Source organism: Variovorax sp. HJSM1_2 (genome assembly GCF_049316285.1).
Lineage (GTDB): Bacteria > Pseudomonadota > Gammaproteobacteria > Burkholderiales > Burkholderiaceae_C > Rhodoferax_B.
The window spans coordinates 18032-42280 of sequence record NZ_JBMOXA010000029.1 but is presented as its reverse complement, the minus strand read 5'-3'; the positions used below and the strand labels follow the sequence as shown (position 1 = coordinate 42280).

At 63.3% G+C, this 24249-nt stretch carries 24 protein-coding genes; 12 read left to right on the top strand and 12 right to left on the bottom strand.

Annotation, left to right across the window (positions count from 1 at the left end):
- The first annotated feature begins 51 nt into the window (after window positions 1-51).
- Window positions 52-3069 carry an excinuclease ABC subunit UvrA gene (gene uvrA, locus ACFQ95_RS22180; RefSeq protein WP_422834541.1) on the top strand — a complete coding sequence of 1006 codons (3018 nt, stop codon included), beginning with the start codon at window positions 52-54 and terminating at the stop codon, window positions 3067-3069.
- Between the two features lie 50 nt (window positions 3070-3119).
- On the opposite strand, the gene ACFQ95_RS22175 is transcribed toward uvrA, so the two are convergent.
- The 3 genes from ACFQ95_RS22175 to ACFQ95_RS22165 all read right to left on the bottom strand — a co-directional run bounded on the left by ACFQ95_RS22175 (window position 3120) and on the right by ACFQ95_RS22165 (window position 4217).
- The gene (locus tag ACFQ95_RS22175; RefSeq protein ID WP_422834539.1) at window positions 3120-3452 is read right to left on the bottom strand and encodes a YqjK family protein; all 333 of its coding nucleotides are present in this window, start codon (window positions 3450-3452) and stop codon (window positions 3120-3122) included.
- Window positions 3430-3831: a phage holin family protein gene (locus tag ACFQ95_RS22170; RefSeq protein ID WP_422834537.1), complete on the bottom strand. Its 402-nt coding sequence runs from the start codon at window positions 3829-3831 to the stop codon at window positions 3430-3432. Before ACFQ95_RS22170 ends, ACFQ95_RS22175 begins: the two co-directional genes overlap by 23 nt.
- 65 nt (window positions 3832-3896) lie before the next feature.
- A complete protein-coding gene (locus tag ACFQ95_RS22165) occupies window positions 3897-4217 on the bottom strand; it encodes a DUF883 family protein (RefSeq protein ID WP_422834536.1) in 321 nt (106 codons plus the stop codon).
- Between the two features lie 300 nt (window positions 4218-4517).
- Here ACFQ95_RS22165 and ACFQ95_RS22160 point away from each other — a divergent pair, with 300 nt between their 5' ends.
- On the top strand, window positions 4518-4967 hold the full coding sequence (locus tag ACFQ95_RS22160; protein ID WP_422834535.1) for an acyl-CoA thioesterase: 450 nt from the start codon (window positions 4518-4520) through the stop codon (window positions 4965-4967).
- Window positions 4968-4988: 21 nt separating this feature from the next.
- Here the strand turns inward: ACFQ95_RS22160 and ACFQ95_RS22155 are convergent, their stop codons facing one another.
- Window positions 4989-6554 (bottom strand): methyl-accepting chemotaxis protein, encoded by a 1566-nt coding sequence (locus tag ACFQ95_RS22155; RefSeq protein ID WP_422834533.1) that lies wholly within the window; start codon window positions 6552-6554, stop codon window positions 4989-4991.
- A gap of 217 nt (window positions 6555-6771) precedes the next feature.
- Between ACFQ95_RS22155 and ACFQ95_RS22150 the strand changes: the two genes are divergently transcribed.
- Window positions 6772-6963, top strand: a complete 192-nt coding sequence (locus ACFQ95_RS22150) for a hypothetical protein (protein WP_422834531.1) — start codon at window positions 6772-6774, stop codon at window positions 6961-6963.
- Between the two features lie 82 nt (window positions 6964-7045).
- Here the strand turns inward: ACFQ95_RS22150 and pyrF are convergent, their stop codons facing one another.
- Entirely contained in the window at window positions 7046-7876 is an 831-nt protein-coding gene (gene pyrF, locus ACFQ95_RS22145; RefSeq protein WP_422834529.1) for an orotidine-5'-phosphate decarboxylase, read from the bottom strand.
- Complete coding sequence (locus ACFQ95_RS22140; protein WP_422834527.1) at window positions 7873-8886, bottom strand: AraC family transcriptional regulator; 1014 nt, start codon at window positions 8884-8886, stop codon at window positions 7873-7875. Before ACFQ95_RS22140 ends, pyrF begins: the two co-directional genes overlap by 4 nt.
- A 327-nt stretch (window positions 8887-9213) precedes the next feature.
- On the opposite strand from ACFQ95_RS22140, the gene ACFQ95_RS22135 reads away from it, so the two are divergent.
- Genes ACFQ95_RS22135 through ACFQ95_RS22125 form a run of 3 tightly spaced genes read left to right on the top strand, consistent with a single transcriptional unit; the run spans window position 9214 to window position 12675 of the window.
- The gene (locus ACFQ95_RS22135) at window positions 9214-10509 is read left to right on the top strand and encodes a porin (RefSeq protein ID WP_422834525.1); all 1296 of its coding nucleotides are present in this window, start codon (window positions 9214-9216) and stop codon (window positions 10507-10509) included.
- 43 nt (window positions 10510-10552) lie between these two features.
- Window positions 10553-11716 (top strand): FAD-dependent monooxygenase, encoded by a 1164-nt coding sequence (locus ACFQ95_RS22130; RefSeq protein WP_422834523.1) that lies wholly within the window; start codon window positions 10553-10555, stop codon window positions 11714-11716.
- Window positions 11713-12675, top strand: a complete 963-nt coding sequence (locus ACFQ95_RS22125) for an MBL fold metallo-hydrolase (protein WP_422834521.1) — start codon at window positions 11713-11715, stop codon at window positions 12673-12675. Before ACFQ95_RS22130 ends, ACFQ95_RS22125 begins: the two co-directional genes overlap by 4 nt.
- Before the next feature lie 34 nt (window positions 12676-12709).
- Here the strand turns inward: ACFQ95_RS22125 and ACFQ95_RS22120 are convergent, their stop codons facing one another.
- From ACFQ95_RS22120 to ACFQ95_RS22105, 4 genes are read right to left on the bottom strand one after another with little or no spacing between them, the layout of a single operon-like run.
- The gene (locus ACFQ95_RS22120) at window positions 12710-13645 is read right to left on the bottom strand and encodes a uracil-DNA glycosylase (protein ID WP_422834519.1); all 936 of its coding nucleotides are present in this window, start codon (window positions 13643-13645) and stop codon (window positions 12710-12712) included.
- A 25-nt stretch (window positions 13646-13670) separates the two neighbouring features.
- Window positions 13671-14147, bottom strand: coding sequence for a ribosomal protein S18-alanine N-acetyltransferase (rimI, locus tag ACFQ95_RS22115; protein WP_422834517.1), 477 nt, complete (start codon window positions 14145-14147; stop codon window positions 13671-13673).
- Window positions 14144-14863 carry a tRNA (adenosine(37)-N6)-threonylcarbamoyltransferase complex dimerization subunit type 1 TsaB gene (gene tsaB / locus ACFQ95_RS22110; RefSeq protein ID WP_422834515.1) on the bottom strand — a complete coding sequence of 240 codons (720 nt, stop codon included), beginning with the start codon at window positions 14861-14863 and terminating at the stop codon, window positions 14144-14146. Before tsaB ends, rimI begins: the two co-directional genes overlap by 4 nt.
- Entirely contained in the window at window positions 14860-15897 is a 1038-nt protein-coding gene (locus tag ACFQ95_RS22105; protein ID WP_422834513.1) for a DMT family transporter, read from the bottom strand. The genes tsaB and ACFQ95_RS22105 overlap by 4 nt, the downstream gene beginning before the upstream one ends.
- Before the next feature lie 101 nt (window positions 15898-15998).
- Between ACFQ95_RS22105 and dacB the strand changes: the two genes are divergently transcribed.
- The 4 genes from dacB to ACFQ95_RS22085 all read left to right on the top strand — a co-directional run bounded on the left by dacB (window position 15999) and on the right by ACFQ95_RS22085 (window position 19761).
- Complete coding sequence (gene dacB / locus ACFQ95_RS22100; RefSeq protein WP_422834511.1) at window positions 15999-17477, top strand: D-alanyl-D-alanine carboxypeptidase/D-alanyl-D-alanine endopeptidase; 1479 nt, start codon at window positions 15999-16001, stop codon at window positions 17475-17477.
- Between the two features lie 33 nt (window positions 17478-17510).
- The gene (locus ACFQ95_RS22095; RefSeq protein ID WP_422834509.1) at window positions 17511-17786 is read left to right on the top strand and encodes a SemiSWEET transporter; all 276 of its coding nucleotides are present in this window, start codon (window positions 17511-17513) and stop codon (window positions 17784-17786) included.
- Window positions 17787-17962: 176 nt separating this feature from the next.
- Window positions 17963-19060, top strand: a complete 1098-nt coding sequence (locus tag ACFQ95_RS22090; RefSeq protein WP_422834507.1) for an SGNH/GDSL hydrolase family protein — start codon at window positions 17963-17965, stop codon at window positions 19058-19060.
- 17 nt (window positions 19061-19077) lie between these two features.
- The gene (locus ACFQ95_RS22085; protein ID WP_422834505.1) at window positions 19078-19761 is read left to right on the top strand and encodes an OmpW/AlkL family protein; all 684 of its coding nucleotides are present in this window, start codon (window positions 19078-19080) and stop codon (window positions 19759-19761) included.
- A 102-nt stretch (window positions 19762-19863) separates the two neighbouring features.
- Here ACFQ95_RS22085 and ACFQ95_RS22080 read toward each other — a convergent pair whose 3' ends face one another.
- Window positions 19864-20820, bottom strand: coding sequence for a GDSL family lipase (locus ACFQ95_RS22080; protein WP_422834504.1), 957 nt, complete (start codon window positions 20818-20820; stop codon window positions 19864-19866).
- A gap of 382 nt (window positions 20821-21202) precedes the next feature.
- On the opposite strand from ACFQ95_RS22080, the gene ACFQ95_RS22075 reads away from it, so the two are divergent.
- Window positions 21203-22258 carry a peptidoglycan-binding protein gene (locus ACFQ95_RS22075; RefSeq protein WP_422834502.1) on the top strand — a complete coding sequence of 352 codons (1056 nt, stop codon included), beginning with the start codon at window positions 21203-21205 and terminating at the stop codon, window positions 22256-22258.
- Window positions 22259-22478: 220 nt separating this feature from the next.
- Entirely contained in the window at window positions 22479-23327 is an 849-nt protein-coding gene (purU, locus tag ACFQ95_RS22070; RefSeq protein ID WP_422834501.1) for a formyltetrahydrofolate deformylase, read from the top strand.
- A gap of 67 nt (window positions 23328-23394) precedes the next feature.
- On the opposite strand, the gene asd is transcribed toward purU, so the two are convergent.
- Entirely contained in the window at window positions 23395-24237 is an 843-nt protein-coding gene (gene asd, locus ACFQ95_RS22065) for an archaetidylserine decarboxylase (RefSeq protein WP_422834499.1), read from the bottom strand.
- Window positions 24238-24249 lie beyond the last annotated feature (12 nt).

Sequence of the window (24249 nt, the reverse complement as noted above, 5' to 3'; positions counted from 1 at the left end):
ACGGCTAGTGATTCACTATCATGGCGGGTTACCCAATTTTGTGGTCCGCACTTGAAATCTTCCCACGACGATACCGCACGCGACGAAGGCATTTACCAACGCCTGGTCCAGCAGCAGCGCATCAGCATCCGCGGCGCACGCACGCACAACCTGAAGAACATAGACCTCGATATTCCGCGCAACCGGTTGGTCGTGATCACGGGTTTAAGCGGTTCCGGCAAGTCCAGCCTGGCGTTTGACACCTTGTACGCCGAAGGCCAGCGCCGTTATGTGGAGAGTCTGTCGACCTACGCACGGCAGTTTCTGCAGCTGATGGACAAGCCCGACGTGGACATGATCGAGGGCCTGAGCCCGGCCATCTCCATCGAGCAAAAAGCCACCAGCCACAACCCGCGCTCCACCGTGGGCACGGTGACCGAGATCCACGACTACCTGCGCCTGCTGTTCGCCCGCGCCGGCACACCCTACTGCCCCGACCACGACCTGCCACTGCAGGCGCAAACCGTGAGCCAAATGGTCGACACCGTGCTGGCCCTGCCCGACGACACCCGGCTGATGGTACTGGCGCCGATTGCGCGTGAGCGCAAGGGTGAATTCGTGGAAGTGTTCACCGAGCTGCAGGCCCAGGGCTACATCCGCTTCCGCGTCGATGGCCAGGCCTACGAGTATGAAAACCTGCCCAAGCTGAAAAAGACCGAGAAGCACAACATCGACGTGGTGATTGACCGCGTCAAGGTGCGCGGCCCGGCCGACCCACAGGCGCGCGACCAGGTGCGCCAGCGTCTGGCCGAGAGTTTTGAAACCGCGCTGCGCCTGGCCGAAGGCCGCGCCCTGGCGGTGGAGATGGACAGCGGCAACGAACACCTGTTCAACGCCAAGTTCTCCTGCCCGGTGTGCAGCTATTCGCTGGCCGAGCTGGAGCCACGGCTGTTCTCGTTCAACTCGCCCGCGGGCGCCTGCCCGTCATGTGACGGCCTGGGCCAGACCGAGGTGTTTGATGTGACACGGGTGGTGGCGTTTCCCACACTGAGCCTGGCCAGCGGCGCCATCAAGGGCTGGGACCGGCGCAACGGCTACTACTTTGCGCTCTTGGAGTCGCTGGCCAAACATTACAAGTTCAACATCGACGCCGCGTTTGAAAGCCTGCCGGCCGAAGTGCAGCAGGTGATTCTGTACGGCTCGGGCGAAGAAGAAATCAAGTTCAGCTACGTGCTCGACTCGGGTCCGTCTTCGGGCAAAAAGCTCACCAAGAAACATGCCTTCGAAGGCATTCTGCCTAACCTGCAACGCCGCTACCGCGAGACCGATTCGGCCGTGGTGCGTGAAGAGTTGGCGCGCTATCGCAACACCCAGCCCTGCCCCGACTGCATGGGCTCGCGCCTGCGCCGCGAAGCCCGCTTTGTGAAGATTGGCACGGGCGAGCAGATGCGCGCGATTTTCGAGATCAGCCGCAGCACCCTGCGCGAAAGCCTGGCGTATTTCCATAACTTGTCGTTACAGGGCGCCAAGGCCGAGATCGCCGACAAGGTGGTGCGCGAAATCGGCTTGCGCCTGAAGTTCCTGAACGACGTAGGCCTCAACTATCTGAGCCTGGACCGCAGTGCCGAAACCCTGTCGGGCGGCGAGGCGCAGCGCATCCGCCTGGCCTCACAAATCGGCTCGGGTCTGACGGGTGTGATGTACGTGCTAGACGAGCCCAGCATAGGCCTGCACCAACGCGACAACGACCGGCTGATCGACACCCTCAAACACCTGCGCGACATTGGCAACAGCGTGTTGGTGGTGGAGCACGACGAAGACATGATGCGCGCCGCCGACCACATCATCGACATGGGCCTGGGCGCCGGCATCCACGGCGGCCGCGTGATTGCGCAGGGCAACTTTGACGAGGTGCGCGACACCCCTGCATCGCTGACCGGCAAGTACCTGGCCGGCACGCTGCAAATTGCCGTGCCCAAGCGGCGCACGCCCTGGCTGCCCATCGTCGGCCAAAGCAGCCCGCCGCCCGCAAAAGCAAAAGGCAAAAACACTGGTGAAGGCGCACCGGAAGCGCCCAAGTCCGGCCTGCAAACACTGCGCATCGTGGGCGCCAGCGGGCACAATTTGAAGAAGGTCAGCGTGGACTTTCCTGTGGGCCTGTTCACCTGCGTGACCGGTGTTTCCGGCTCGGGTAAATCAACGCTGGTCAACGACACACTCTACGCCGCCGCCGCACGCCAGATCTACCGCGCACACGACGAGCCCGCGCCGTTTGACGAAATCATAGGCATGGAGCATTTCGACAAGGTGATCAACGTCGACCAGTCGCCGATTGGCCGCACGCCACGTTCCAACCCCGCCACCTACACCGGCCTGTTCACACCCATCCGCGAGTTGATGGCCGAGGTGCCGACCGCACGCGAACGCGGCTACGGCCCGGGCCGCTTCAGCTTCAACGTCGCCGGTGGCCGCTGCGAAGCCTGCCAGGGCGACGGCATGGTGAAAGTGGAGATGCACTTTCTGCCCGATGTCTATGTGCCCTGCGACGTGTGCAAGGGCCAGCGCTACAACCGCGAAACCCTGGAAGTGCTCTACAAGGGCAAAAACATCGCGCAAATCCTGGAGCTGACGGTCGAGGCCGCGCACGAATTCCTGAAGGCCGTGCCCACCATCGCGCGCAAGCTGCAAACCCTGCTAGACGTGGGTCTGTCGTACATCAAGCTCGGCCAGTCGGCGACCACACTCTCGGGCGGCGAAGCGCAGCGCGTGAAGCTGGCGCTGGAGCTCAGCAAACGCGACACCGGCCGCACACTCTACATCCTGGACGAACCCACCACCGGCCTGCATTTCGCCGACGTGGATTTGCTGCTGAAGGTGCTGCACCAGTTGCGCGACGCGGGCAATACCATTGTGGTCATCGAGCACAACCTGGACGTGATCAAGACCGCCGATTGGCTGATCGACATGGGGCCTGAGGGCGGCTCGGGCGGTGGCATGGTGGTGGGCGCGGGCACGCCAGAGCAGTTGGCTGAAAACCAAGACAGCCACACCGGGCGCTACTTGAAGCGCTATCTGGGGGCGGGTTCATAGCGGCGGGTTAACGGCTCACACGCTAGAGGCGTTGCGCCTCAAGGGCCAGCTCAGATGAATCTGCGCAATAGATTCAGCCAGCCCTGGGGCTGAAACTGCCGCACGGCCTTGGCCGTGCGCCATAGCATGAAACCACGCTTGGCCCAACGCCAGGCACTACGCGGCTTCACCAAGGCCACCAGCAGGCCGACGGCGGCCAGGCTTTGCGGGTTGGTTTTGACAAAAGCGATGGCACGCGCCAGCAAATCGTTGAAGCGGTCGGTGACGTCGGAGGCGCGTTGCACCGGCGCCAGTTGCTGGCGCAGCGTTTGCCGCTGCACGGCGATGCGCTCGAGCAGCAGAGTGCGCTCTATGCGCAGTTCAACCAGGGTCTTTTTGCTCATTGGCTGCGCGGCTGGCCGCCTTGAGTTGGCGCAGGTCTTCCTGCAGTTCTGCGAGGCTGGAGGCAAAGATATGGGTGTCGCGCTGGCCAACTTTGCGCATCGCCAACACCGCCACAAGAGTGCCCACAAGAGACAGCGCCAGCAAACCGCTGAGCACCGCCACACGCTGATCCCAGAACAACACCAGCACCAGCACCACAGCCAGGCACAGTGCAATCGCCGCGCAGATGAGTGCGGCCCCAAGCAAGGCCAGCTGGTGCAGCGCGCGATGCTTTTCGGTCTGGATCTCGTTGCCCAGCAACTGCAGCCGGGTGTGGCCGGAGGTGATCAGCGTGTCCAGCACACCCCGCAGCGCTGAAAAAGGGCCGCCTTTAAACATGCTGCGAAACATGCCACTGACGTGAGACGGTTCCTTTGTGCATGACGTGGTCAGCGTAGTGATTTTTAACGACGGCCAATGATCAGCCCGACCAACAGACCAACCGCACCGGCCACGCCAATCGCAGTCCAGGGAGATTCGTGCACATAGGCGTCAGTCGCCTTGGCAGCAGCCTTGGTCTTGGCCAGCAGCACTTCTTCGGCATGCACCAGGCGCACTTTGGCGTCGTGCAGGCGGGCTTGCACACGCGCGCGCAGCTTGACGACTTTTTCACCGGCCTGGTCGGCGGTGTCGCTCAGCATTTGCTCGGCGTCAGAGATCACGGCCTTGATTTCGCTGACCAGTTGTTCTTGGGATTCGATGCCTGCTTGGTTACTCTTTGACATGGTGACGCCTTTCAAGTTTTAGGAGGAGAAACTGCGAATAAAGCGTAGCAGAAACACAGGTATGGTTTTCGCTTGCAAGGTCATTTCTAACATCTTGACACATTATTGAAAACAGTTACACACCAATTGAGTGCAGATTGAGCGCAATCAATGCAGCACTCGCAAAAATCTAGCAATCAAGCCTGGTGTTCCGGCCCACAACAAAACCAAGATAATCCGTCGCGGATGCAAATTGGGTCATCTTTTGACTCATTTTCACGACCACAAGCCCCACAACCATACTCCTTTCGAGAGATTTTCATGTCAGCCATCACCTTGCGTTTTCTGGCCGAGCCCAACACCGTCAACTTTGGAGGCAAGGTGCATGGTGGCACCGTCATGAAGTGGATTGACGAGGCCGGTTACGCCTGCGCCACCAGCTGGGCCAAGCGTTACTGCATCACGGTCTACGTGGGGGGCATTCGTTTCTTCCACCCCATCATGATTGGCGACCTGGTGGAAGTTGAAGCGCGCCTGGCCTACACCGGCAACACCAGCATGAACATCTCGGTGGAAGTGCGCAGCGGCGACATGAAGGGCGGCAAGATGCAAACCACGACCGAATGCATGATTGTGTTTGTGTCGGTGGACTCACACGGCCGCCCCATGCCCATCCAGCCCTGGACCCCCGAAACGCCGGGCGACATCGCCCTCGCACAACGCGCCAAGGCGCAGCTCGACGCCTCGCGCAGCAGCAGCGAACCAGCTTGACCGGCCCCGCGAGCTGAGGCTTTAACCGCGCGGCAGGTGGAACACCTGCACCGCGCGTTGCAGCGTCACGGCGCTGCTGTTCAGCCCTGCGGCCGACGCAGCGGACTCTTCCACCAGCGCGGCGTTTTGCTGCGTCACGGTGTCGAGGTGGTTCACCGCTTCGTTCACCTGGGTAATGCCCACGGCCTGTTCCTTGGTGGCGGTGCTGATTTGCTGCACCAGCTCACCCACGGCCTTCACCGAGACCACCACTTCGTCTATGGTGGCGCCCGCGGCCTTCATCTGCGCCGTGCCGCGTGTCACCTGTTCCACCGACTTGGAAATCAGCCCGCGAATCTCTTTGGCGGCGCTGCCGCTGCGTTGTGCCAGCGCGCGCACTTCAGAGGCCACGACGGCAAAGCCACGGCCCTGCTCGCCGGCACGCGCGGCCTCCACCGCCGCATTCAGCGCCAGGATGTTGGTCTGGAACGCAATGCTTTCGATCACACCAATGATGTCGCCGACCTTGGCCGACGAGTCCTGGATCGCGTCCATCGCCATGCCCACTTGGTGCACGGCCGCGCTGCCACGCGCCGCCACTTCGGTGCTTTGTGCGCTTTGCTGTGACACCTGTGCTGCCGTGTCGGCGGTGGTGCGCACTGTGCTCGACAACTCTTCCATCGATGCCGCAGTTTGCTCCAGGCTGCTGGCCTGGGACTCGGTGCGCGACGACAAATCCATGCCGCCGGCCGCTACTTCGGCAGCGGTCTGGTTGAAGCCGCTGATCTCGCTGCGCACATCACCCACCACGGCGCGCAGATTCACCTGGATTTGCCGCAGGCGCTGCATCAGGCCACCCACGGGCTGCACAAAATCGATGGGCACGCTGCCCGCCAGATTGCAGGCCGCCAAGTCGCCTGCCAAACGGCTGGCCTCGTGCATGGCACGCGAGAACTGGCCGTGGAACCAGCCCAGCACCGCACCACCACCGAGCAGCAACACCAGCAATTGCGTCGCGGCCAGCGCCATGCCCGTCAAACCCAGCGCCAGCGGCAGCATGGTCAACGCGGCCACCAGGCACAGGGCCAACACCAGCCACTGCGTGAGCGACATACGCGACAAACGCCCCAGCCAACCGGCCACACCATGCGGAATCACTTCGCCCGCTTGCAAATGCAGCGAAGCCTTGCCGGACTCACGCTCGCGGCGCATTTTTTGGTACAGCGCCTCGGCCGCTTGCACTTGCGCATCGCTGGGCTTCACACGCACCGACATATAACCACGCGGCTTGCCGTTGGCCATGATGGGCGTGACATTGGCCTGCACCCAGTAGTGGTCGCCGTTTTTGCGGCGGTTCTTCACCAGGCCGGTCCAAGGCTGGCCGTGGCCTATGGTGCTCCACATGTCCTTGAAGGCTTCGGCCGGCATGTCAGGGTGGCGGATCAGGTTGTGCGGCTGCCCAATCAGTTCGTCGTAGGTGAAGCCGCTGACTTCGACAAACGCGCTGTTGCAGTGGGTGATGTGGCCGCGCGTGTCGGTGGTGGACACCAACATCTGGTCGGCCGGGAAATCATAAAACTGCCCGCTGACCGGCAAATTCGTTCGCATAAAGCCCGTTCACCTCGTTACATGTAGAAACTTTATTCTCTCGTATGGCCTGGTTTTACCCCTTCCGGCCGTCGGCAAAGCCCCAATAAGGTGCGCGGAATTGATCTACATCAAGGTTTACCCAGGCGGCTCGCCACTGGCTTTTTGGCCAGGGAAGACTAAACTGAGTTGTAACAACTGACTGCTTCTTGCAGGCGGGCGCGGGCCGGAGGGGCATATGAAACAGAACCACAATCAACATCAAAACTTTTGGGAAGTCGACCTGCGCGTACTGCTGCTGCAGTGGTGGGAGGACATCTCCATGTTCATCCTGACCGCGCTGACGTTTGTGGTCCTGGCCTTGCCGGTGATCATTCCGGGCCTGATCATGTGGTACCTGCTGGTGAACAACTTCAGCTTCGGACCTTAAAGCGTTTTCGCACCGTCAATAAAAAAGCAGCTACACGCGCATCCGGTATGCGCAGGTAGCTGCTTTTTTTATAGCTGACGGTTTATTTGCTGGGGCGTGCGGCTTGCAAGGTGTCGCGGGTCTTGATGGCCTCGCGGCGCGCCGCATCGGCAAAGTCGTCACCGGCCGAGGCGTACAGAATGGCGCGCGACGAGTTCACGATGGTCTGGCCATTCGGCCGCCAACCGGCCTTCACGGTGGCCAATGCGTCACCGCCTTGGGCACCCACACCGGGAATCAGCAGCGGCACCGTGGGGGCGAGTTCACGCACACGTTCGATCTCTGCCGGGTACGTGGCACCGACCACCAGGCCCAGCTGGCCGTTCAGGTTCCAAGGCCCTTGGGCCAGGCGCGCCACGTGTTCGTACAGCAGGGGCTGGCCTTCCACCGACGACAGGCGTTGGTTCTGCAGGTCATCACCACCCGGGTTGGAGGTGCGGCACAGCAAAAACGCACCCTTGCCGGGGTATTGCAGATAGGGCTGCACCGAGTCAAAACCCATGAAGGGCGACAGGGTCACCGCGTCGGCCTGGTAGCGCACAAAGGCTTCGGCGGCGTATTGCTCGGCGGTGGAGCCGATGTCGCCACGCTTGGCGTCCAGAATGATGGGCACGTGGGGCGCCACCTGCTTCATGAAGGCCATCAGGCGTTCAAGCTGGTCTTCGGCGCGGTGCGCGGCAAAGTAGGCGATCTGCGGTTTAAAGGCCATGCTGAGGTCGGCCGTGGCCTCCACAATACGCGCGCAGAAGTCGAAGATTTTGCTGGCGTCGCCCCGCATGGCGCCGGGGAATTTCGCCGGATCGGGGTCCAGCCCCACACACAGCATCGAGCCATTTTTTTGCTCGGCGTCGTGGAGCATGTCAAGAAAAGTCATGCGCCGATTTTAGAACCTGTTCCTGATAGCGCCTGTTCAGCGATCTCGTACGCCGTGGTGCCGGGGCGGCGGCGCTTTTCGCGGCGCACATAAGCGCTTGGCGTCACGCCGGCCCAGCGGCGAAAGGCGCGCGCCAAAACCTTGTCCGATTCATAACCCACGTCTTGCGCAATCTGCGCCTGCGACTGGCGTCCGCCCTCCAGTTGCTCGGCCACCAAGGCCATGCGGTGCGAGGTCAGGTAATGGATAGGCGTGACACCAACCAGGCTCTTGAAGGTGCTGGCAAACCGCGTGCGCGACATGCCGGCTTCGCGCGCCAGCGACTCCACCGTCCAGCCCTGCCCCGGCTGCTGGTGCATACGCATGATGGCGCGGGCGATGCCCGCATCCGACAAGCCGCGCAGCCAGCCTGCGCCCAGCGCGCTGGCGCCGGTCACCGCCAAATGCTCGCGCACGATATTGACCAGCAGCAGTTCGCCCATGCGCGCCGCCGACAGGCGCCAGCCCGGACGCTGCGCCAGCGTTTCTATCACCAGCGACTCCATCGTCGTGGCCAGGCAGTTGGCGACGTCGAGCTCGCGGTGGCGGATGTGGATGACCGGCGGCAGTATGCTGAGCACAGAATGCCGGCAATAGGCCGAGAACCACACCTGCGTGGTGAACATGTCGGTCAACGCACCGCCGCCGCCGTGCGCAAAAACCAAAGGGTTCTCGTCCGGCGCCCCCACGCGGTGGCGTGCAATCAACTTGGCAAAGGGCTCTGCCGCAACCCCGGGTTGTGAGCAAAGAGTGTGCGGCGCCCCCAGCGGCAGCATCACCAGATCGCCGGCCTCCACACAAAACGGCGCACCACCCTGCACCTGCATCCAGAACGGCGCACCGCGCGCCACGCGGATCAACGAACCCGGCACACCGCTGGACTGCAGGCCCCAAGGCGCGGTCAACGCAAAGCGCGCACTCACCGCATGCTCGGACCGGCAAATCGACAGCACATCACTCAAAACATCCATGGCGCATCGTACTCAAACACAGTTGAAAAACACTTGTGGGAAGCACGAACCGCGCCGCCGGCGCGACAGCGCCTCAGCGAGCGACAAGCGCATCCAGGCGTTCAGCCGATGGAACAAAAAAGGCCGCAAAACCCGGCCGCAAACCACTGGTAAAACAAATGCGTGACGCGTTGATGTCTGGCGCCAAAGTCTGTACGAATAGTGTCCAAATCCAGCGTCCTGGTGGTTCTGCAAAAACGCCTGCGCTCAAAGAATCCACTGTCCTCAGACCGTCCAGAGCCGGCAGGGACTGCAGCCCTTTTTTAGTTCACCCAACGTTCGCCACCGATGAAACAAACTCTCTCCCTGAGCGCCGCCGCCCTGGCCGTCCTGACGTTCTGCGCCACCAGCGCACAAGCCCAGTCCAACAACGTCCAGCTGTACGGTTTGCTGGTGCCCATGATCGACCACATCTCGGTCAGCGACGCGGCCAGCACGGCACCGGCCAACCGCCCTTCCATGCTGCCCGCCAGCAGCTACAACGGCGCCGGCAACTACAGCGTCAACCGCATGCAAAGCTCTACCTCCAACTGGGGCATGCGCGGCACCGAAGACCTGGGTGGCGGTTTGTCGACCATCTTCCAGCTGGAAAGCGGCATGGGCGTGGACGATGGCACCTTGACCGGCGGCCCGGCTGCCGCCAGCCGCTTCTTCAACCGCAACACCCGCGTCGGCCTGAGTTCGCGCACCTGGGGTACCGTGTTTGCGGGTAGCTGGGATACGCCCAGCGCCTGGTCGCACCTGGGCCTGACCAACGGTGTGCGCAACCCCTACGCGGGCGACAGCTCGGTGATCTTCGCCACACCCGGCTTCAACGTTGGCTCCTCCGTGACGGCCGATACGCGAACCAACAGCGCCAGCGACGCCACCTTCAACCGCCGCCAAGGCAACTCGGTGCAGTACTGGACGCCCTCGTGGGCTGGCCTGTCGATGCGCGTGTCCTACTCCCTGCCTGAAGCAGAAAAGACCGCCGCCAACGGCAGCAAGTACAAGGCATCTGTGGCTGGCTTCGGCGCTGAATACATCATCGGCGGCCTGATGCTGCGCTACGCCTACCAACAGCAAAACGACTACTTCGGTGTGGCCTGGATAGGCTCGAACGCCGCCGCCAACCCCGACAGCACCGGCTCCACCGCCACGGGCTCCAAGGATGTCAACCACCGCCTGATCGCACGCTACACCGTGACACCTAACTGGACGGTGCAAGGCACGTTCGACCGCGTCGACTACCAAGCCGACAACGTCGCCGCCGGCGGCATCAACGAATACAGCCGCAACGCCTGGGCTGCGCTGGTGCAGTTCCGCGACGGCGCACACAGCGCCTGGGCCAACTACGGCATGGCGTCTGACGGCAGCTGCAGCCGCGCGGGATCAAGCGCCTGCTCCACCACCGACGTGGGCGCGGCCACCTGGGCTCTGGGCTACCGCTACGACTTCTCCAAGCGCACCGACGTGTTCACCTCGGTCTACCAAGTGCGCAACCGCGCCAACGGCCAATACGGCGTGTTCCCACGCTCGGTCGCAGGCATCGCCCCCGGCACAACCCAGACCGGCTTGACGGTGGGCATCGAACACTCGTTCTGATCAAGACGCTAGCAGCTAGTGAATAGGTAATAGGAGACAAACCATGAGCGCACTCAAAATCGGCATCGTTGGCGGCGGCATTGGCGGCTTGGCAGCGGCCAACGCCTTGCACCAGGCAGGTCACGACGTGGTCGTGTTCGAGCAAAGCCAACAGTACCTGCGCGTGGGCGCAGACATCAACCTCACGCCCAACGCCGTGCGTGCGCTCGACGGTTTGGGCGAGAGCATTGCGCGCGCCGCGCGCGCCTCGGCCGCGCGGCCCACACACCGCATCAGCCGCACCTGGGACAGCGGCGAAGAAACCTCGCGCCTGGTGATGGGTGACGAGGCCGAACGCAAGTACGGCGCGCCGCAACTCACCATCCACCGCGCCGACCTGCTGGCCGCGTTGGCCGAGGCCTTCCCGGCCAACCGCGTGCAGTTTGCCAAGCGTGTGAAAAGTATCGACACCCAGGCCAGCGGGCAGGTGGACGTCAGCTTCACCGACGGCAGCAGCGCCAACGGCCTGGATGTGTTGATAGGCGCCGACGGCATCCACTCCGTGGTGCGCAACGCGCTGTTTGGCGCCGAGAGCCCGCGCTTCACCGGCGTGGTCGCATTCCGCGCCGTGGTGCCGACCGAGCGTGTGAAGGACGTACCCAACATCGCCGCTTTCACCAAATGGTGGGGCCCGACGGCTGAGAGCCAGATCGTTACCTTCCCGCTGAACCAGGGGCGCGATACCTTCATCTTCGCCACCACCGCACAAGACTCGTGGCACGAAGAATCCTGGACCACCGCGGGCAGCGTGGAAGAATTACGTGGCTTCTACGCCGCCTTCCACCCCGACGCACGCGCCCTGCTGGAAGCCTGCGACAGCGTGCTGAAAACGGCGCTGTATGAACGCGACCCGCTGACGCATTGGTCGCGCGGCGCCATTACCCTGGTGGGCGACGCCTGCCACCCCATGATGCCCTTCATGGCCCAAGGCGCCGGCATGGCGATAGAAGACGGCGTGGTGCTGGCCCGCTGCCTGAGCCAAGTGAGCAGCCGCGCCGACGTGCCCGCCGCCCTGGCCAGCTACGAGGCCCTGCGCCTGGAGCGCGCCAGCCAGATCCAGATCGGTTCGCGTGGCAACAACTGGCTGCGCGCCGGTGGCAATGCCGACTGGGTCTACGGCTACGACGCGTGGAAAGTCGAGCTGAACACTGACGCCGCCACCGCATGAACAGCACATTCGCCAGACGCACACTGCTGAAGGCGGCCACCGGCAGCGCGCTGCTCGCCGCCGGTGTGGCTCGCGCCCAAAGCCAGCCAACGCCTACTGCCCAGCCCTGGGCCAACGGCACACGCCTGGTGTTGCTGGGCACCATGGCCGGGCCGGTGCTGCACCCGTCGCGCATGATGAGCAGCCAGGCGGTGTTTGTGAACGGCCGAGGTTTCCTGGTCGACTGTGGTTACGGCACCATTGCCCGCATGACCGAAATGGGCATGCGCCTGGGCGAGTTGAGCCATATCCTGGTGACACACCACCACTCGGACCACACGGCCGACTACCCCGCGCTGCTCAACCTCGCCTGGATCCTGGGCATCAAGGGCCAGCTTGGCATCTACGGCCCACCGCCTATGCTCAAGATGCACCAGGCCGCACTCGCCGTATTCGAGGAAGACACCGACATCCGCATCGCCGCCACACGGCGCGAGCCGGTGGCCAAGTCGTTCCAGGTGCGCGAGGTGTCCAGCCCCGGCCTGGTGCATGAAGACAGCAGCGTGAAGATCACGGCAGCCCTGGCCGACCACGCGCCGTTTGAAGTGGCGCTGGCCTACCGCTTTGATACCGCCGAGCGCAGCATCGTCATCTCGGGTGACACCGCGCAATCCGATGCCGTGGCCCGCCTGGCGCGCGGCGCCGACGTGCTGGTGCACGAAGCCATGTATGAACCCAGCATCGAACAAATGCTGGCCAAACGCCCCTATGTGCCACCCACACTGCGCGAGTTTCTGCGCAAGGGCCATACCTCGGCCGAAGACGCGGGCCGCGTGGCCGCACAGGCCGGTGTGAAGACCCTGGTGCTATCACACCTGCTGCCAGGTGATGAGCCGGTGGCCGACAGCGTGTGGATTGACCAAGCCTCAAAACACTTCAAGGGCGAGATCATCGTCGGCCGCGACAAGATGGTGCTGTAACAGGCCGATCACCCCCGCGCCTCGCGGCGCAAACCTAGCCCGGCAAACCCTCGCGCCACACACGCTGCGCCAGGCAAAGGTCGGCCCAGGCCTTGGCCTTGTCGGGCAGGTTGCGCAGCAGGTAGGCCGGGTGGTAGGTCACCACCACCGGCACACCGTGGTAGCGGTAAGGCGTGCCACGCAGGCGCCCGAGCGGTGCCGACTGCACATCCGTCACCGACTCGGCCAGCAAGGCCTGCACCGCAAAACGGCCCATGGCCAGAATCACCTTGGGCTGCAGCAACTCCACCTGGCGCCGCAGGAAGGGTGAACACAAGGCCACCTCTTCGGGCGATGGGTTGCGGTTGCCCGGCGGGCGGCACTTGAGCACATTGACCACGCAGGCCGCGTGCTGCGGTTTGCCGTCCACACCTTGGCGCGACACACCCAGTGCCTTGAGCATGTTGTCCAGCAGACGCCCGGCTTGGCCAACAAAAGGTTCACCCTGCAAGTCTTCGTTTTCGCCCGGCGCTTCGCCCACGATGAGCCAATCGGCATGTGGCGGCTGGCCTTCAGCAACCGGCGCAGGGCCCACGCCGAAGACCGTGTTCTTGCGCGTCTTGCACAGGCTGCAGGCCTCGCACTGCGACACGGCGGTCTGCAGCTCGGCCCAGTTGAGCGTAGCCACAGGGCCGCTGAGCGGCACGGCTGGCGCGCGTTGCGGCGCGGCACCCAACCGGTCAGCCACGCGGCCGCCACCTGCGGCGGCAACAATCGCTTGCGCAGCAAACTCCGCCGTCAAGGCTTGTGGGGCCTGGGGGGCACGCACGGGCGCGGGCGCAGGCGCCACAGCAGCGGGCGCTTCAGCCGCAGCGGCAACGACGGCAGCTACGGGCAGAGGCGGCATCTCTTCCGGCGGCAGGCTTTGCGGCCACCACACGGGCGCACCCATTTCGGCCAGCATGGCGCGCTGGCGGTTGTCCAGATCCATCATGCGGGGGTTCTCATGTTCAGGTTCACAATTTCAGGCTCATGACGATGGCGTCTTCACGCGTGCCATGGGCATCGGGGTAGTATTTTTTGCGCAGCCCTACGCGCTGGTAGCCATGGGCCAGGTAGACCTGCAGCGCGCGCTGGTTGCTCACGCGCGCCTCCAGCCAAAGCCACTGCATGCCCTGGCCGCGCGACCACAGCGCCAGCGCGTCGAGCATGATGCGCGCCCAACCCTGGCCCTGGTAAAGAGGTGCCACGGTGATGTTCAGCAGGTGCACTTCGTCGACACCTTTCATGGCCACAAAGTAGCCGATCACACGGCCATCGGCCACCAGCATCTGCGCCTGGTAACCCGACTTCAAGGCATCGGCAAAGTTGACGTGGCTCCAGGGGTGGGCGTAAGCGGCCAGCTCCACTTCGAGCACGGCCGGGAGCCATTCGAGGGTCATGGCCTCGAAGCTGGCCTCTTGTATCGCTGGCACGATCGGATTAGCGCTCATGGTTTGGCGGACTCCGTTGCCGCCAGCGCCTCGGCAGCGGCTTGCTTGATCGCCAAACGCTCGGCGGTGGTTTGCGCCACCTTGTCGCGGATATACAGCGGCAGGGCTTCGCTGGCGGGCACAGCGCCACCAGCGGCCAACAAGGCGGGCGCCAAACGCAGCATGGCGGCAGCGCTGGGCAGGGCCAGCACGTCGGCCGTGGAGCGTGCGGGCAGGCGCTCGCCATAGGCGGCGACGGCATTGCCGGCGAGCGTCCAACCGGCGGGCACGTCCAGCGCTTCGGGACGCACCAAGCTGTAGTCGCCATGGGCCAGCCACTGCTGGCCGTCCCAGGTGTAGCGGCCGGTGTAGATCTCGTCCATGCGCGCATCGATGGCGGCCACCACCTGGTGCACGCCGTGTTGCACACGCGCTTCCTCGGCCACGGCCAACAAGGTGTCGACCGGCAACACCGGGCGGTTGGCGCCAAAAGCCAGGCCCTGCACCACCGCGCATGCCGTGCGCAGGCCGGTGAACGAGCCCGGGCCGCAACCAAACGCTAGGGCGTCCAGCTCGTGCAGCTTGAGCTGGGCCTGCGCCAGCAGCGCCAGCAGCGCTGGAATCAGCGTGGTGGAGGCCTTGGGCCCGCCCGCGCTGGTGTGCTGCCACACCTCATCGTCGTGCAACACGGCAATCGACAGCACCTCGGTGCTGGTATCAAAGGCCAGCAACTTCATAAACTAAATCCCTTGCTGATGGGCCCCGTCTCTGCGGGGACCGCTTCATTTTTAATAGTAGACACGGCCGCTGGAACGGGTTTGCCCTGGCGCACGCCAAACAGGATGCCCGCGGTGACCAGTGCCAGCCCGGCCAGCAAATTCCAGTACAGCGGCTCGCCCAGAAACAGCACCGCCCCCAGGGCCGATAGCCCCGGCACCAAGGCCGTGATCATGGTCGAACGCACGGGGCCAAACTGCTTGATCATCATGGTGAAGGTGATGCCCGAAATCACCACCGAGCCCAGGCCCTGGAAGACCATGTGGAACACGATCTCGCGCCACGGCGCGGCCGCCAGGCGCGAGGGCAATACGTCGAAGGCGCTGAGCAGCCAGTAGCTCGGCAGATAAACCATGGTGGCAAAAACCGTCAGCGCCACGGTGGACTTCACGGCCTCCAGCCGGTGGTGGCGCACCACGATGCTGAAGGCCGCCCAGCAGATGGCAGCACTCATGAAGAGCAGGTCGCCCTTCCAGACATCACCACCTTCAAACGCATGCAACAGGCTGGGGCCGCCCACCATCAGGTCACCCGCGACGATGCACAGCAGGCCCAGCGCGCGCGTGGCGGTGATGCGGTCATGCAGAAACAAGGCGGCCAGCAGCGCCGTCCACAGCGGCAGGCTGCCTGGCATCAACACCGAGGCATGCGCTGCCGGTGCAAAAAAGAAACCCGAATACGACAACAACGCATAACCCAGTCCGGCCAGGCTGCCGGTGATGGCCGTGGTGCGCAGCGCCAGCGGCGACAGGCCAAACAACGAAGGCCCGCCCTGCAGTTGCCCGGTGCGCACCAGGTACCAGCCCAGCGGCGCCAGCACCACACTGGCGCCCAGCATGCGGCACAGCGCGATGTCAAACGGGCCCAGCGTGCGGGCAGCCGAGGCGCGGGCGATGACGATAAAACAGCTCCAGATGGCCACCGTGACGACGGCAGCCACCACACCCTTGACCCTGGAGGAAGGCGCGTTGAAGGCGCCCAGGAAATTTTGCATCCGCCGATTATCGGTTGCGCCCCGTTTCGCCGCCGATGGCGGGACATGCGGCGGTAGACTTGGCCGCAGCACCTATACCAGCCCTCAACCGCCCCCGTCCTGTGTCTGCACTCCTGTCTTTGCCCGCCCGCCTGGGTTGCGGCCGCCTTGCCCTGTTAGGCCTGTCAACACTTGTTTTTTGCAACCCCGGCTGGAGCGCCCCCGCCGGGCAGCCCTTGCCCGCCGAAGTCGCCACCGCCCTGGCCCGCGCACGTGTGCCGCGTGATGCGGTGAGTTTTGTGGTGGCCCCGGTCGACGGCCAGCGGGCGCCCCGGCTGGCCCACCGTGCCCAGGTCGACATGAACCCGGCTTCGGTGATGAAGCTGGTGACCACTTACGCCGCGCTCGATCTGCTGGGCGCCGACTACACCTGGAAGACGCGTTTTTACGCCGACGGCCCGGTGGCGAACGGCGTGCTGCAAGGCAATCTGTACGTGCGCGGCGGCGGCGACCCCAAGCTGGTGCTGGAACGCATTGACCAGACCTTCAAAACCCTGCAGGCGCGCGGCGTACAGCAGGTGCGCGGCGACATGGTGCTGGACCATAGCTACTTCGAGCCCATCAACCGCGATCCGGCCGAATTCGACGGCGAACCGCTACGCCCCTACAACAGCACCCCGGATGCGCTGCTGGTGAACTTCAAGTCGCTGATCTTCACGCTCACGCCCGATGCCAATGGCAAAACCGCCACCGTGAAAAGCGAGCCGCCGATTGCCGATGTGCAAATCGACGCCAGTGTGCCCCTTTCGCCACAAGCCTGCGGCGATTGGCGCGCGGGCTTGCAGGCCGACTTTGCCGATCCGAACCGCGTGCGTTTCGCCGGGCCCTATCCGGCCAGTTGTGGTGAACGGGTCTGGCCCGTGGCCTATGCCGACCCGGCAAGTTATTCACGTCGCGTGCTGCAGGCCATGTTTGCCACGGCCGGTGGCAGCCTGAGCGGCAGCGCGCGCGACGGCAAGGTGCCGACACAGGCGCGTTGGCTGATGGACGCGCCCTCGCTGCCGCTCTCAGACATCATTGCCGACGTCAACAAGTTCAGCAACAACGTGATGGCACAGCAGTTGTTCCTGACACTCAGCGCCAACAGCCGGGGCGTGGGCACGCTGGAAGGCTCGCGCAGTGTCATCACCGCCTGGTGGCCACGCGCAGTGGGCAGCGATGTGCCAAGCCCCAACATCGAAAACGGCTCGGGGCTGAGCCGTGACGAGCACACCAGCGCGCATGCCTTGGCCGCGCTGCTGCAGCGTGCCGCACGCCACCCACAAGCGGCCGTGTTTGCCAACTCGCTGGCAGTGGCGGGCGTGGACGGCACGGTAAGCCGCATGGGCAGCCAGGCGGGTATCAAAGAGGCGCTGGGCAACGCACAGCTCAAGACCGGTTCGCTGCGCGACGTGGCGTCGGTGGCCGGTTATGTCAACGGGCGCAGCGGCCAGCGTTACGTGGTGGTGGGCATCGTCAACCATCCGCTGGCTTCGGCCGCACGCCCGGCGCTGAATGCGTTGGTGGAATGGGCTGCACAAGATCGCCCTAAAGACCAATAATGGCGCTCTGACCGTCCACCGCTCAAAGACTCCATGCAGGCCTCTGAACTCATTGGCTACGCCGCCGCCGCGTTGACCACCGCCAGCTTTGTGCCGCAGGCGCTGCACACGTTTCGCACACGCGACGTCAGCGGCATTTCCCTGGGCATGTATGCAGCGTTTGTCGCCGGCATCAGCCTGTGGCTGCTGTACGGCTGGCTGATGCAGGCTTGGCCCGTGGTGCTTGCCAATGCCATCACGCTGGCTCTGGCGAGCGCAATCCTAGGCATGAAATTGCGCTTCAAAGGGCGCCCCCACCCGGTGCATTAACCCGCGTGAAAAAAGCCGTCATCGACTTTCCTCACGCGCTGGTATTTGCGCCCGTACTTACCCTAGCTGGTGACGTTTTGTGTACTTCAAGCGTAAGATCGCGGCCACCTAAAACGAACGACCGTTCGTAAAACAGCTTTGCATACAAATCCAAAACAAGTCAAAAGGAGCCCCCGATGAAGTTTTTGAAAGTCAGCCTTGCAGGCGCCGTCATGGCGCTGTCTTTGACAGCCTGCGGTGGTGGTGGGGGAGGTGGGGACCAAAGCCCGAAGGTCAAGTTCACCTCGCTGGTGTCGTTTGGCGATAGCCTGAGCGATGTAGGTAGCTACAAAACCCCGGGCATTGCCTCGGTGGGTGGTGGCAAATACACCGTCAACAGCGCTAGCGCGCAAATCTGGGTTGAACGCGTGGCCAGCCAATTGAGCTTGGCCGCGCCCTGCGCCGCCCAGACCGGCTTGCAATCCAGCGGCGCCCTGGCGGCGTTTGCCGCTCCCGTGACCAGCCACGCGGAATGCACCGCCTATGCCCAGGGCGGCTCACGCGTGAGCAACCCGATTGGCCCATGGAATGCCGCTTTGCTGGCCTCGCCCGATCCCACCACCGCTTTTCAAGGGCAGTTGGGCCAATTGACGGTTCCCGTGGTCACACAGATCGCCAACCACCTCGGCAAGACTGGCGGCAGTTTTAATGGCAAGGAGCTGGTGCTGGTGCTGGCTGGCGCCAACGATGTGTTCATGAATCTGGCCACCGTGGGCGTCACCACCACGCCCGCGCAAGCCGCCACGGCCATGGCCACCGCTGCGCTGGAGTTGTCCAACCTGGTGAAGAGCCAAATTGTCGGCAAGGGCGCCAAATACGTGGTGGTGGTGAATCTGCCCAACATCAGCCTGACCCCGAGTGCAATCGCCTCTGAAGCGGCCAAGCCAGGCAGCCAGGCCCTGACCGATGCAGTCACCCAGGCCTTCAACACACAACTGGCCAGCAATCTGAACGGCGTGCAGGGCGTGGTGCTGGTGGATGCCTATGCACAAAGCACCGACCAGGCCAGGAATCCCGCCGCGTACAGCCTGAGCAACGTCACCACACCGGCGTGCAGCAGCAGCTCGGCGGCGAATCCATTGCAAGGTTATTCACTCACCTGCACGAACGCCAGCACCATTGCCGGCGACATATCGCACTACCAGTACGCCGATCCGGTGCATCCCACACCCTATGCCCACGACTTGCTGGCACGGCTGGTGTCACTGGGCATGGCGCGCGCCGGCTGGTTGTAATGCTTCAAGGAACAACAATGAAAACAAGACCCCACTCGCTCGCACTTGCAGGCCTGGTGCTCAGCACTTTGGCCGCCACCGGCACCGCTCACGCCCAAGCGGCCGGGAGCTGGATGGTGCGCGGCGGCGTCACCCATCTGATGCCGGATGTGGACAGCGGCTACATGACCGCCCCAAGCTTGCCTGGCACCCAGGTCGACGTCGGCAATGACACCAAGCTCTCGGGCGGCGTGACCTATATGCTGACCGACAACTGGGCCATAGACCTGCCGCTGGCACTGCCGTTCAAGCACGAGATCGTGGGCGCAGGCGCCATCGCCGGCGTAGGCACCTTGGGCACCGTCAAGGCCTTGCCCATCACGCTGTTCATGCAATACCGTTTTGCCGAAGCCAACACCAGCCTGCGCCCCTACCTGGGTGCAGGCCTGACCTACTCCAAGCTGTACGACGAAACCGGCTCGGCCACCCTCAGCGGCATCACCGGTGGCTCGCCCTCAAACCCGACGCTGTTGTCGGCCGACTCGCGCTTTGGGCTGACGCTGCAAGCCGGTTTGACCTACCGTTTTGACGAACATTGGTTTGTCGACGGGGCGGTGGTGAAGTCCTTCGTCAAAACCAAGGCCACCTTGTCGACCGGGCAAACCATAGACGTCAAACTCAACCCATTGGTGCTGATGCTGGGCGTGGGCTACAAGTTCTGATCTGCGTCTAACCGCTAAGCCTGCGAACAACAAAAAGCCGACCCTGGGGTCGGCTTTTTGTTGGGCAGCACCAGCGCGCCGCCCGGGTTCACCAAAGGTTGATTACCAACGGTCGCGCAGCTTGTCGTGGGCGTAAGTGCCGAACAGGCGGTTGGCATTGGGCGTGAAATAAAGCTTGTCGGCAAACAGGTAAGCGTCGTAAGTGGCGCCGCTGAGGATGGTGGAGGTAGTGCACTGCGAAGAGTTGACTTCACCTGCGCCAATACCGATACCGACACCGGTATCCACCGAGGTGCACACTGGGGTGACAACGTTCGTCATCGCATAACCACTTGGCGTGCCCACCACCAGATTGAAGTAGTAGGCGGCATCCACATACAGCACGCTTGAACCCAGGTCATTGATGGAGACCAAGAACGCCTCGTTGAACTTGGTGGTGGCATCGGTCAATACCGATTTCTGGCCCAGGGCGATGGCCCAGGGCGAGTTGCCCATGTTGTAGGGGCCCACCGCCACGACGTGTTTACCGCCAGCGCTCACCACGCGGCGCACCTGCGCGCCCAGATCGCGGCCGGCCTGCTGCACATTGGCGATGAATTGCGCTTGTGTCGAAGTGCCTGCCAACAGGGCGTTCATCTCGACCACGATATCGCTGATGCCGCCGCTGACAACAACGATGTCATCGTTGGCAATGGTGTTGGACGCCAGGAAGCTGTCGATCTGCTCTTTCACCGTGAGGCTGCTGCTGCTGCCCACGGCGTCCGGCTTGGCCACCACACGCACATTGGCGCGGCCATAAGCCAGTCCACCTGCTGCGGATGGGCTGATGGTCTTGTTGTAGGTGCTTGCCAGTTGGCTGACCCAATTGTTGCTGGAACCATCGTTCACCGTGTATTTGGAGCCGCTGCTTTGGCCCACATCGGCGAAAGCGTCACCGAAGGCGATGAAACGGGCCGGGGTAACCTGGGATTCGACCTTGCTCGAACCGCAGGCAGACAACAGGGCAGCCGATGCACAGGCTGCCACCACCACGGCGCGCCGCAAGCTGAAAAAAATCATTGATCACTCCAAAATACTGAATCGGGACGAATCGGGCGAGCCCCCATCCGTTGGCAGGGTAGTTTAACGAGCATGTGCCACCCCTCGGTAAAGATTGTTTTCTAAACAATTGCGAGGGTGTATTCGGGCGCGAATAAAACGGAATGCGCATCTTTTTGCGCCAATCTGCAAATCGTCATTTCTCCGCACCAGACAAAGGTTTAAACTGCCCCGTCGCCAAGCGTAGCAGGCCTTCTGCTACAGGGACAGCGCCCCGACATCGTTCACCCACCGCTTCAAACCTCAGGCAGGCATATTTGCGTGTTCACCCAAAGGTCTGAGCTCGTCCAAATGGGTTTGTCGGTCCCCATTTTTTTTCAAGAGAGTGAGAAGAGATTTCGCCATGCGTTTCAACAAATTCAAAATGACATCGGCCGCTGTTTTGGCCGTCGTGGCTCTGGCCGGTTGTGAGACCACCGACATGAAAATGGGCAGCTCCGACGCCAAGACCATGGCCACCGGCAGCGCTGGCGGTTCGGCTACCGACAACGCCAGCAGCCAACTTGAAAAGTGCGCGGCGCCGCTGGGCACGGTCTCGCTGGTGGAAAACCAGCAAGCCGGCTGGTACACGATTCTGCGCAACGAATACCGCCTGCCGCCTACGGCCAACCTGCTGCGCCTGCTGGTGCAACAGTCGAACTGTTTCATCGTGGTGGAGCGTAGCGCCGCCGGCATGAACGCCATGAACCGGGAACGTGAGCTGATGCAATCGGGCCAGGCACGTGCTGGCAGCAACATGGGCGCGGGCCAGATGGTTGCCTCTGACTACGCCATGTCGCCAGAAATCATCTTCCGCAACAACAACGCTGGCGGCGGCGGCGCAGCCCTGGGTGGCCTGCTCGGCGGCCGTGGCGGCAGCGTGCTGGGTGCCCTCGCCGGCAGCATGAACACCAAGGAAGCCAGCACCATGCTGACCCTGGTAGACAACCGCTCGGGCGTGCAGGTGTCGGCCTCCGAAGGCAGCGCATCCAAGACCGATTTCGGCATGATGGGTGGCCTGTTTGGCGGCGCGGCCGGCGGCGCAGCCGGCGGCTACACCAACACGGCCGAAGGCAAGGTGATTGCCGCTGCCTTCATGGACGCCTACAACCAGATGGTGCGTGCACTGCGCCAGTACCGCGCGCAGTCGGTGCAAGGCCAAGGCCTGGGCGGCGGTGGCCGTTTGGGCGTGGACGGCGGCGCCGCTCCATCACAAACCTCGGCACCTGGCGCCGGTGCGCGCGTGATGTCGGTGCGCGAAGCGCAAACCCGCCTGAACCAACTCGGCTACAACGTTGGCGCGGCCGACGGCGCCATGGGTGGCAAGACCTCTGCAGCGCTGCGCGCATTCCAGGCGGAGCGCGGCATTCCACAAACCGGCCGTGTCGACGCGACCACGTCGGCAGAACTGGCGAAATAAATCACGCCTCCAGGCCTTCATCTGATGAGGGCCCGGTGTGCAGGATTCCCGGGCTTGGCTGCCATTTGGTGGTCAAGCCTTTATTTTTGTTAAGTAAAATTGGCCTCTAGCGCAGCTCTATCTTGCGCAAATAGCTATTATTTTTGAATGTTCGCGGCCTGCTCCGTGAATTGCCCGGTGCCCAACGGCACCCGAGCCGACCTGCGACAATCCCCGCCGTATGAAAAACGCCTACATCCTCACCCTGTCTTGCCCGGACCGCACGGGCATCGTCCATGCTGTTTCTGGTTTTCTGCTCGAGCGGGGCGGCAACATCGAGGAAGCGGCCCAGTACAACGACCACGACACCGGCCTGTTCTTCATGCGTGTGCAGTTTGCCTGCGACCAACTCAGCCACGAAGAACTGCGCAGCCAGCTCGCGCCGTTTGCCGAAAGCTTCAAGATGCACTGGCGCCTGCACCCCACGTCGCAGCCCATGAAAACGGTGCTGATGGTCAGCAAGGAAGGCCATTGCCTGAACGACCTGCTGTTCCGCTGGAAGAGCGGCCTGCTGCCGGTGGACATCCGCGCCATCGTCTCCAACCACCGTGACTTCTACCAACTGGCGGCCAGCTACAACGTGCCGTTCCACCACATTCCTGTGACCGCCGCCACCAAGCCACAAGCCGAGAGCCGCGCGTTTGAAGTGATAGAAGCCGAAGGCGCCGAGCTGGTGGTGTTGGCGCGCTACATGCAGGTGTTGAGCGACGACCTGTGCCGCAAGCTGGCCGGCCGCGCCATCAACATCCACCACTCGTTCCTGCCCAGCTTCAAGGGCGCCAAGCCCTACTACCAGGCACACGACCGTGGTGTGAAGCTGATAGGCGCCACCGCCCACTACGTGACCGCTGATCTGGACGAAGGCCCCATCATCGAACAAGACGTGGCCCGCGTGGACCACAGCCGTACCGTGGAAGACCTGACCGCCCAGGGCCGCGATACCGAAAGCCAGGTGCTGGCCCGCGCCGTGAAATGGCACAGCGAACACCGCGTGTTGATCAACGGGCACAAGACGGTGGTGTTCAAGTAACTCGCCCTCGCCCCAAAGCAAAAAGCCGGCAATCAAGCCGGCTTTTTGCTTTCTGAGCATCGCAATATCAAGGACGCTGCGCCATCACCTCGCCCAGGCGGATCGCGCCACCGGGTGCCCATGCGGGGTTGAACTGCAACGGCCCCTTGGGGAACAGCATCACCACGGTAGAGCCAAGCAGGAAACGCCCCATCTCGTCGCCCTGCTGCAAGGTGATGGGTTTGTCGTCATAGCGCCACTCACGCACCGGGCCCCGTGGCGGGTTGATCACACCTTCCCACACCGTGGCCATGCTGCCAACGATGGTGGCGCCCACCAGCACCAAGACAAACGGACCGTTGGCCGAATCAAACACACACACCACACGCTCATTGCGCGCAAACAGCCCGGGCACACCACGCGCCGTGGTGGGGTTCACCGAGAACAAATCGCCCGGCACATAAACCATACGTATCAAGCGGCCGGCACACGGCATGTGGATGCGGTGGTAGTCACGCGGGCTCAAGTACAAGGTGGCGAAATGGCCGTTTTCAAACTGCGCCGCCAAAGCCGCATCGCCGCCGACCAGGGCGGTGGTCGAATAAGCGTGGCCCTTGGCTTGGAAGATCTGGTCGCCCGCAACGGCGCCGAACTGGCTGATGGCGCCGTCCACCGGGCAGATCAAATCGGCCTGCGCCAGAGGCCGCACACCGGGGCGCAAGGCGCGCGTGAAGAATTCGTTGAACGAGCGGTAGCTGGCGGTGTCGGGGTTGGCGGCTTCGGACATGTCCACGCCATACTTGCCGACAAACCAGTTGATCAGGCGCGTGGTCCAGTCGCCGGCCTCGGCCGAAGCAATCAGGCCGCCAAAACTGGTCAGCCCCTTCTTGGGCAGCACGTATTGGGACAGTACTTTGAGTTGGTCTGACACTGCGGGGCCCGT

What these genes read in the sequence shown, in the direction of transcription:
- ACFQ95_RS22175 (WP_422834539.1), bottom strand. Translation starts at nt 3,452, where the DNA reads ATGAGCAAAAAGACCCTGGTTGAACTGCGCATAGAGCGCACTCTGCTG.
- ACFQ95_RS22170 (WP_422834537.1), bottom strand. Translation starts at nt 3,831, where the DNA reads ATGTTTAAAGGCGGCCCTTTTTCAGCGCTGCGGGGTGTGCTGGACACG.
- ACFQ95_RS22165 (WP_422834536.1), bottom strand. Translation starts at nt 4,217, where the DNA reads ATGTCAAAGAGTAACCAAGCAGGCATCGAATCCCAAGAACAACTGGTC.
- ACFQ95_RS22160 (WP_422834535.1), top strand. Translation starts at nt 4,518, where the DNA reads ATGTCAGCCATCACCTTGCGTTTTCTGGCCGAGCCCAACACCGTCAAC.
- ACFQ95_RS22155 (WP_422834533.1), bottom strand. Translation starts at nt 6,554, where the DNA reads ATGCGAACGAATTTGCCGGTCAGCGGGCAGTTTTATGATTTCCCGGCC.
- ACFQ95_RS22150 (WP_422834531.1), top strand. Translation starts at nt 6,772, where the DNA reads ATGAAACAGAACCACAATCAACATCAAAACTTTTGGGAAGTCGACCTG.
- pyrF (WP_422834529.1), bottom strand. Translation starts at nt 7,876, where the DNA reads ATGACTTTTCTTGACATGCTCCACGACGCCGAGCAAAAAAATGGCTCG.
- ACFQ95_RS22140 (WP_422834527.1), bottom strand. Translation starts at nt 8,886, where the DNA reads ATGGATGTTTTGAGTGATGTGCTGTCGATTTGCCGGTCCGAGCATGCG.
- ACFQ95_RS22135 (WP_422834525.1), top strand. Translation starts at nt 9,214, where the DNA reads ATGAAACAAACTCTCTCCCTGAGCGCCGCCGCCCTGGCCGTCCTGACG.
- ACFQ95_RS22130 (WP_422834523.1), top strand. Translation starts at nt 10,553, where the DNA reads ATGAGCGCACTCAAAATCGGCATCGTTGGCGGCGGCATTGGCGGCTTG.
- ACFQ95_RS22125 (WP_422834521.1), top strand. Translation starts at nt 11,713, where the DNA reads ATGAACAGCACATTCGCCAGACGCACACTGCTGAAGGCGGCCACCGGC.
- ACFQ95_RS22120 (WP_422834519.1), bottom strand. Translation starts at nt 13,645, where the DNA reads ATGGATCTGGACAACCGCCAGCGCGCCATGCTGGCCGAAATGGGTGCG.
- rimI (WP_422834517.1), bottom strand. Translation starts at nt 14,147, where the DNA reads ATGAGCGCTAATCCGATCGTGCCAGCGATACAAGAGGCCAGCTTCGAG.
- tsaB (WP_422834515.1), bottom strand. Translation starts at nt 14,863, where the DNA reads ATGAAGTTGCTGGCCTTTGATACCAGCACCGAGGTGCTGTCGATTGCC.
- ACFQ95_RS22105 (WP_422834513.1), bottom strand. Translation starts at nt 15,897, where the DNA reads ATGCAAAATTTCCTGGGCGCCTTCAACGCGCCTTCCTCCAGGGTCAAG.
- ACFQ95_RS22095 (WP_422834509.1), top strand. Translation starts at nt 17,511, where the DNA reads ATGCAGGCCTCTGAACTCATTGGCTACGCCGCCGCCGCGTTGACCACC.
- ACFQ95_RS22090 (WP_422834507.1), top strand. Translation starts at nt 17,963, where the DNA reads ATGAAGTTTTTGAAAGTCAGCCTTGCAGGCGCCGTCATGGCGCTGTCT.
- ACFQ95_RS22085 (WP_422834505.1), top strand. Translation starts at nt 19,078, where the DNA reads ATGAAAACAAGACCCCACTCGCTCGCACTTGCAGGCCTGGTGCTCAGC.
- ACFQ95_RS22080 (WP_422834504.1), bottom strand. Translation starts at nt 20,820, where the DNA reads ATGATTTTTTTCAGCTTGCGGCGCGCCGTGGTGGTGGCAGCCTGTGCA.
- ACFQ95_RS22075 (WP_422834502.1), top strand. Translation starts at nt 21,203, where the DNA reads ATGCGTTTCAACAAATTCAAAATGACATCGGCCGCTGTTTTGGCCGTC.
- purU (WP_422834501.1), top strand. Translation starts at nt 22,479, where the DNA reads ATGAAAAACGCCTACATCCTCACCCTGTCTTGCCCGGACCGCACGGGC.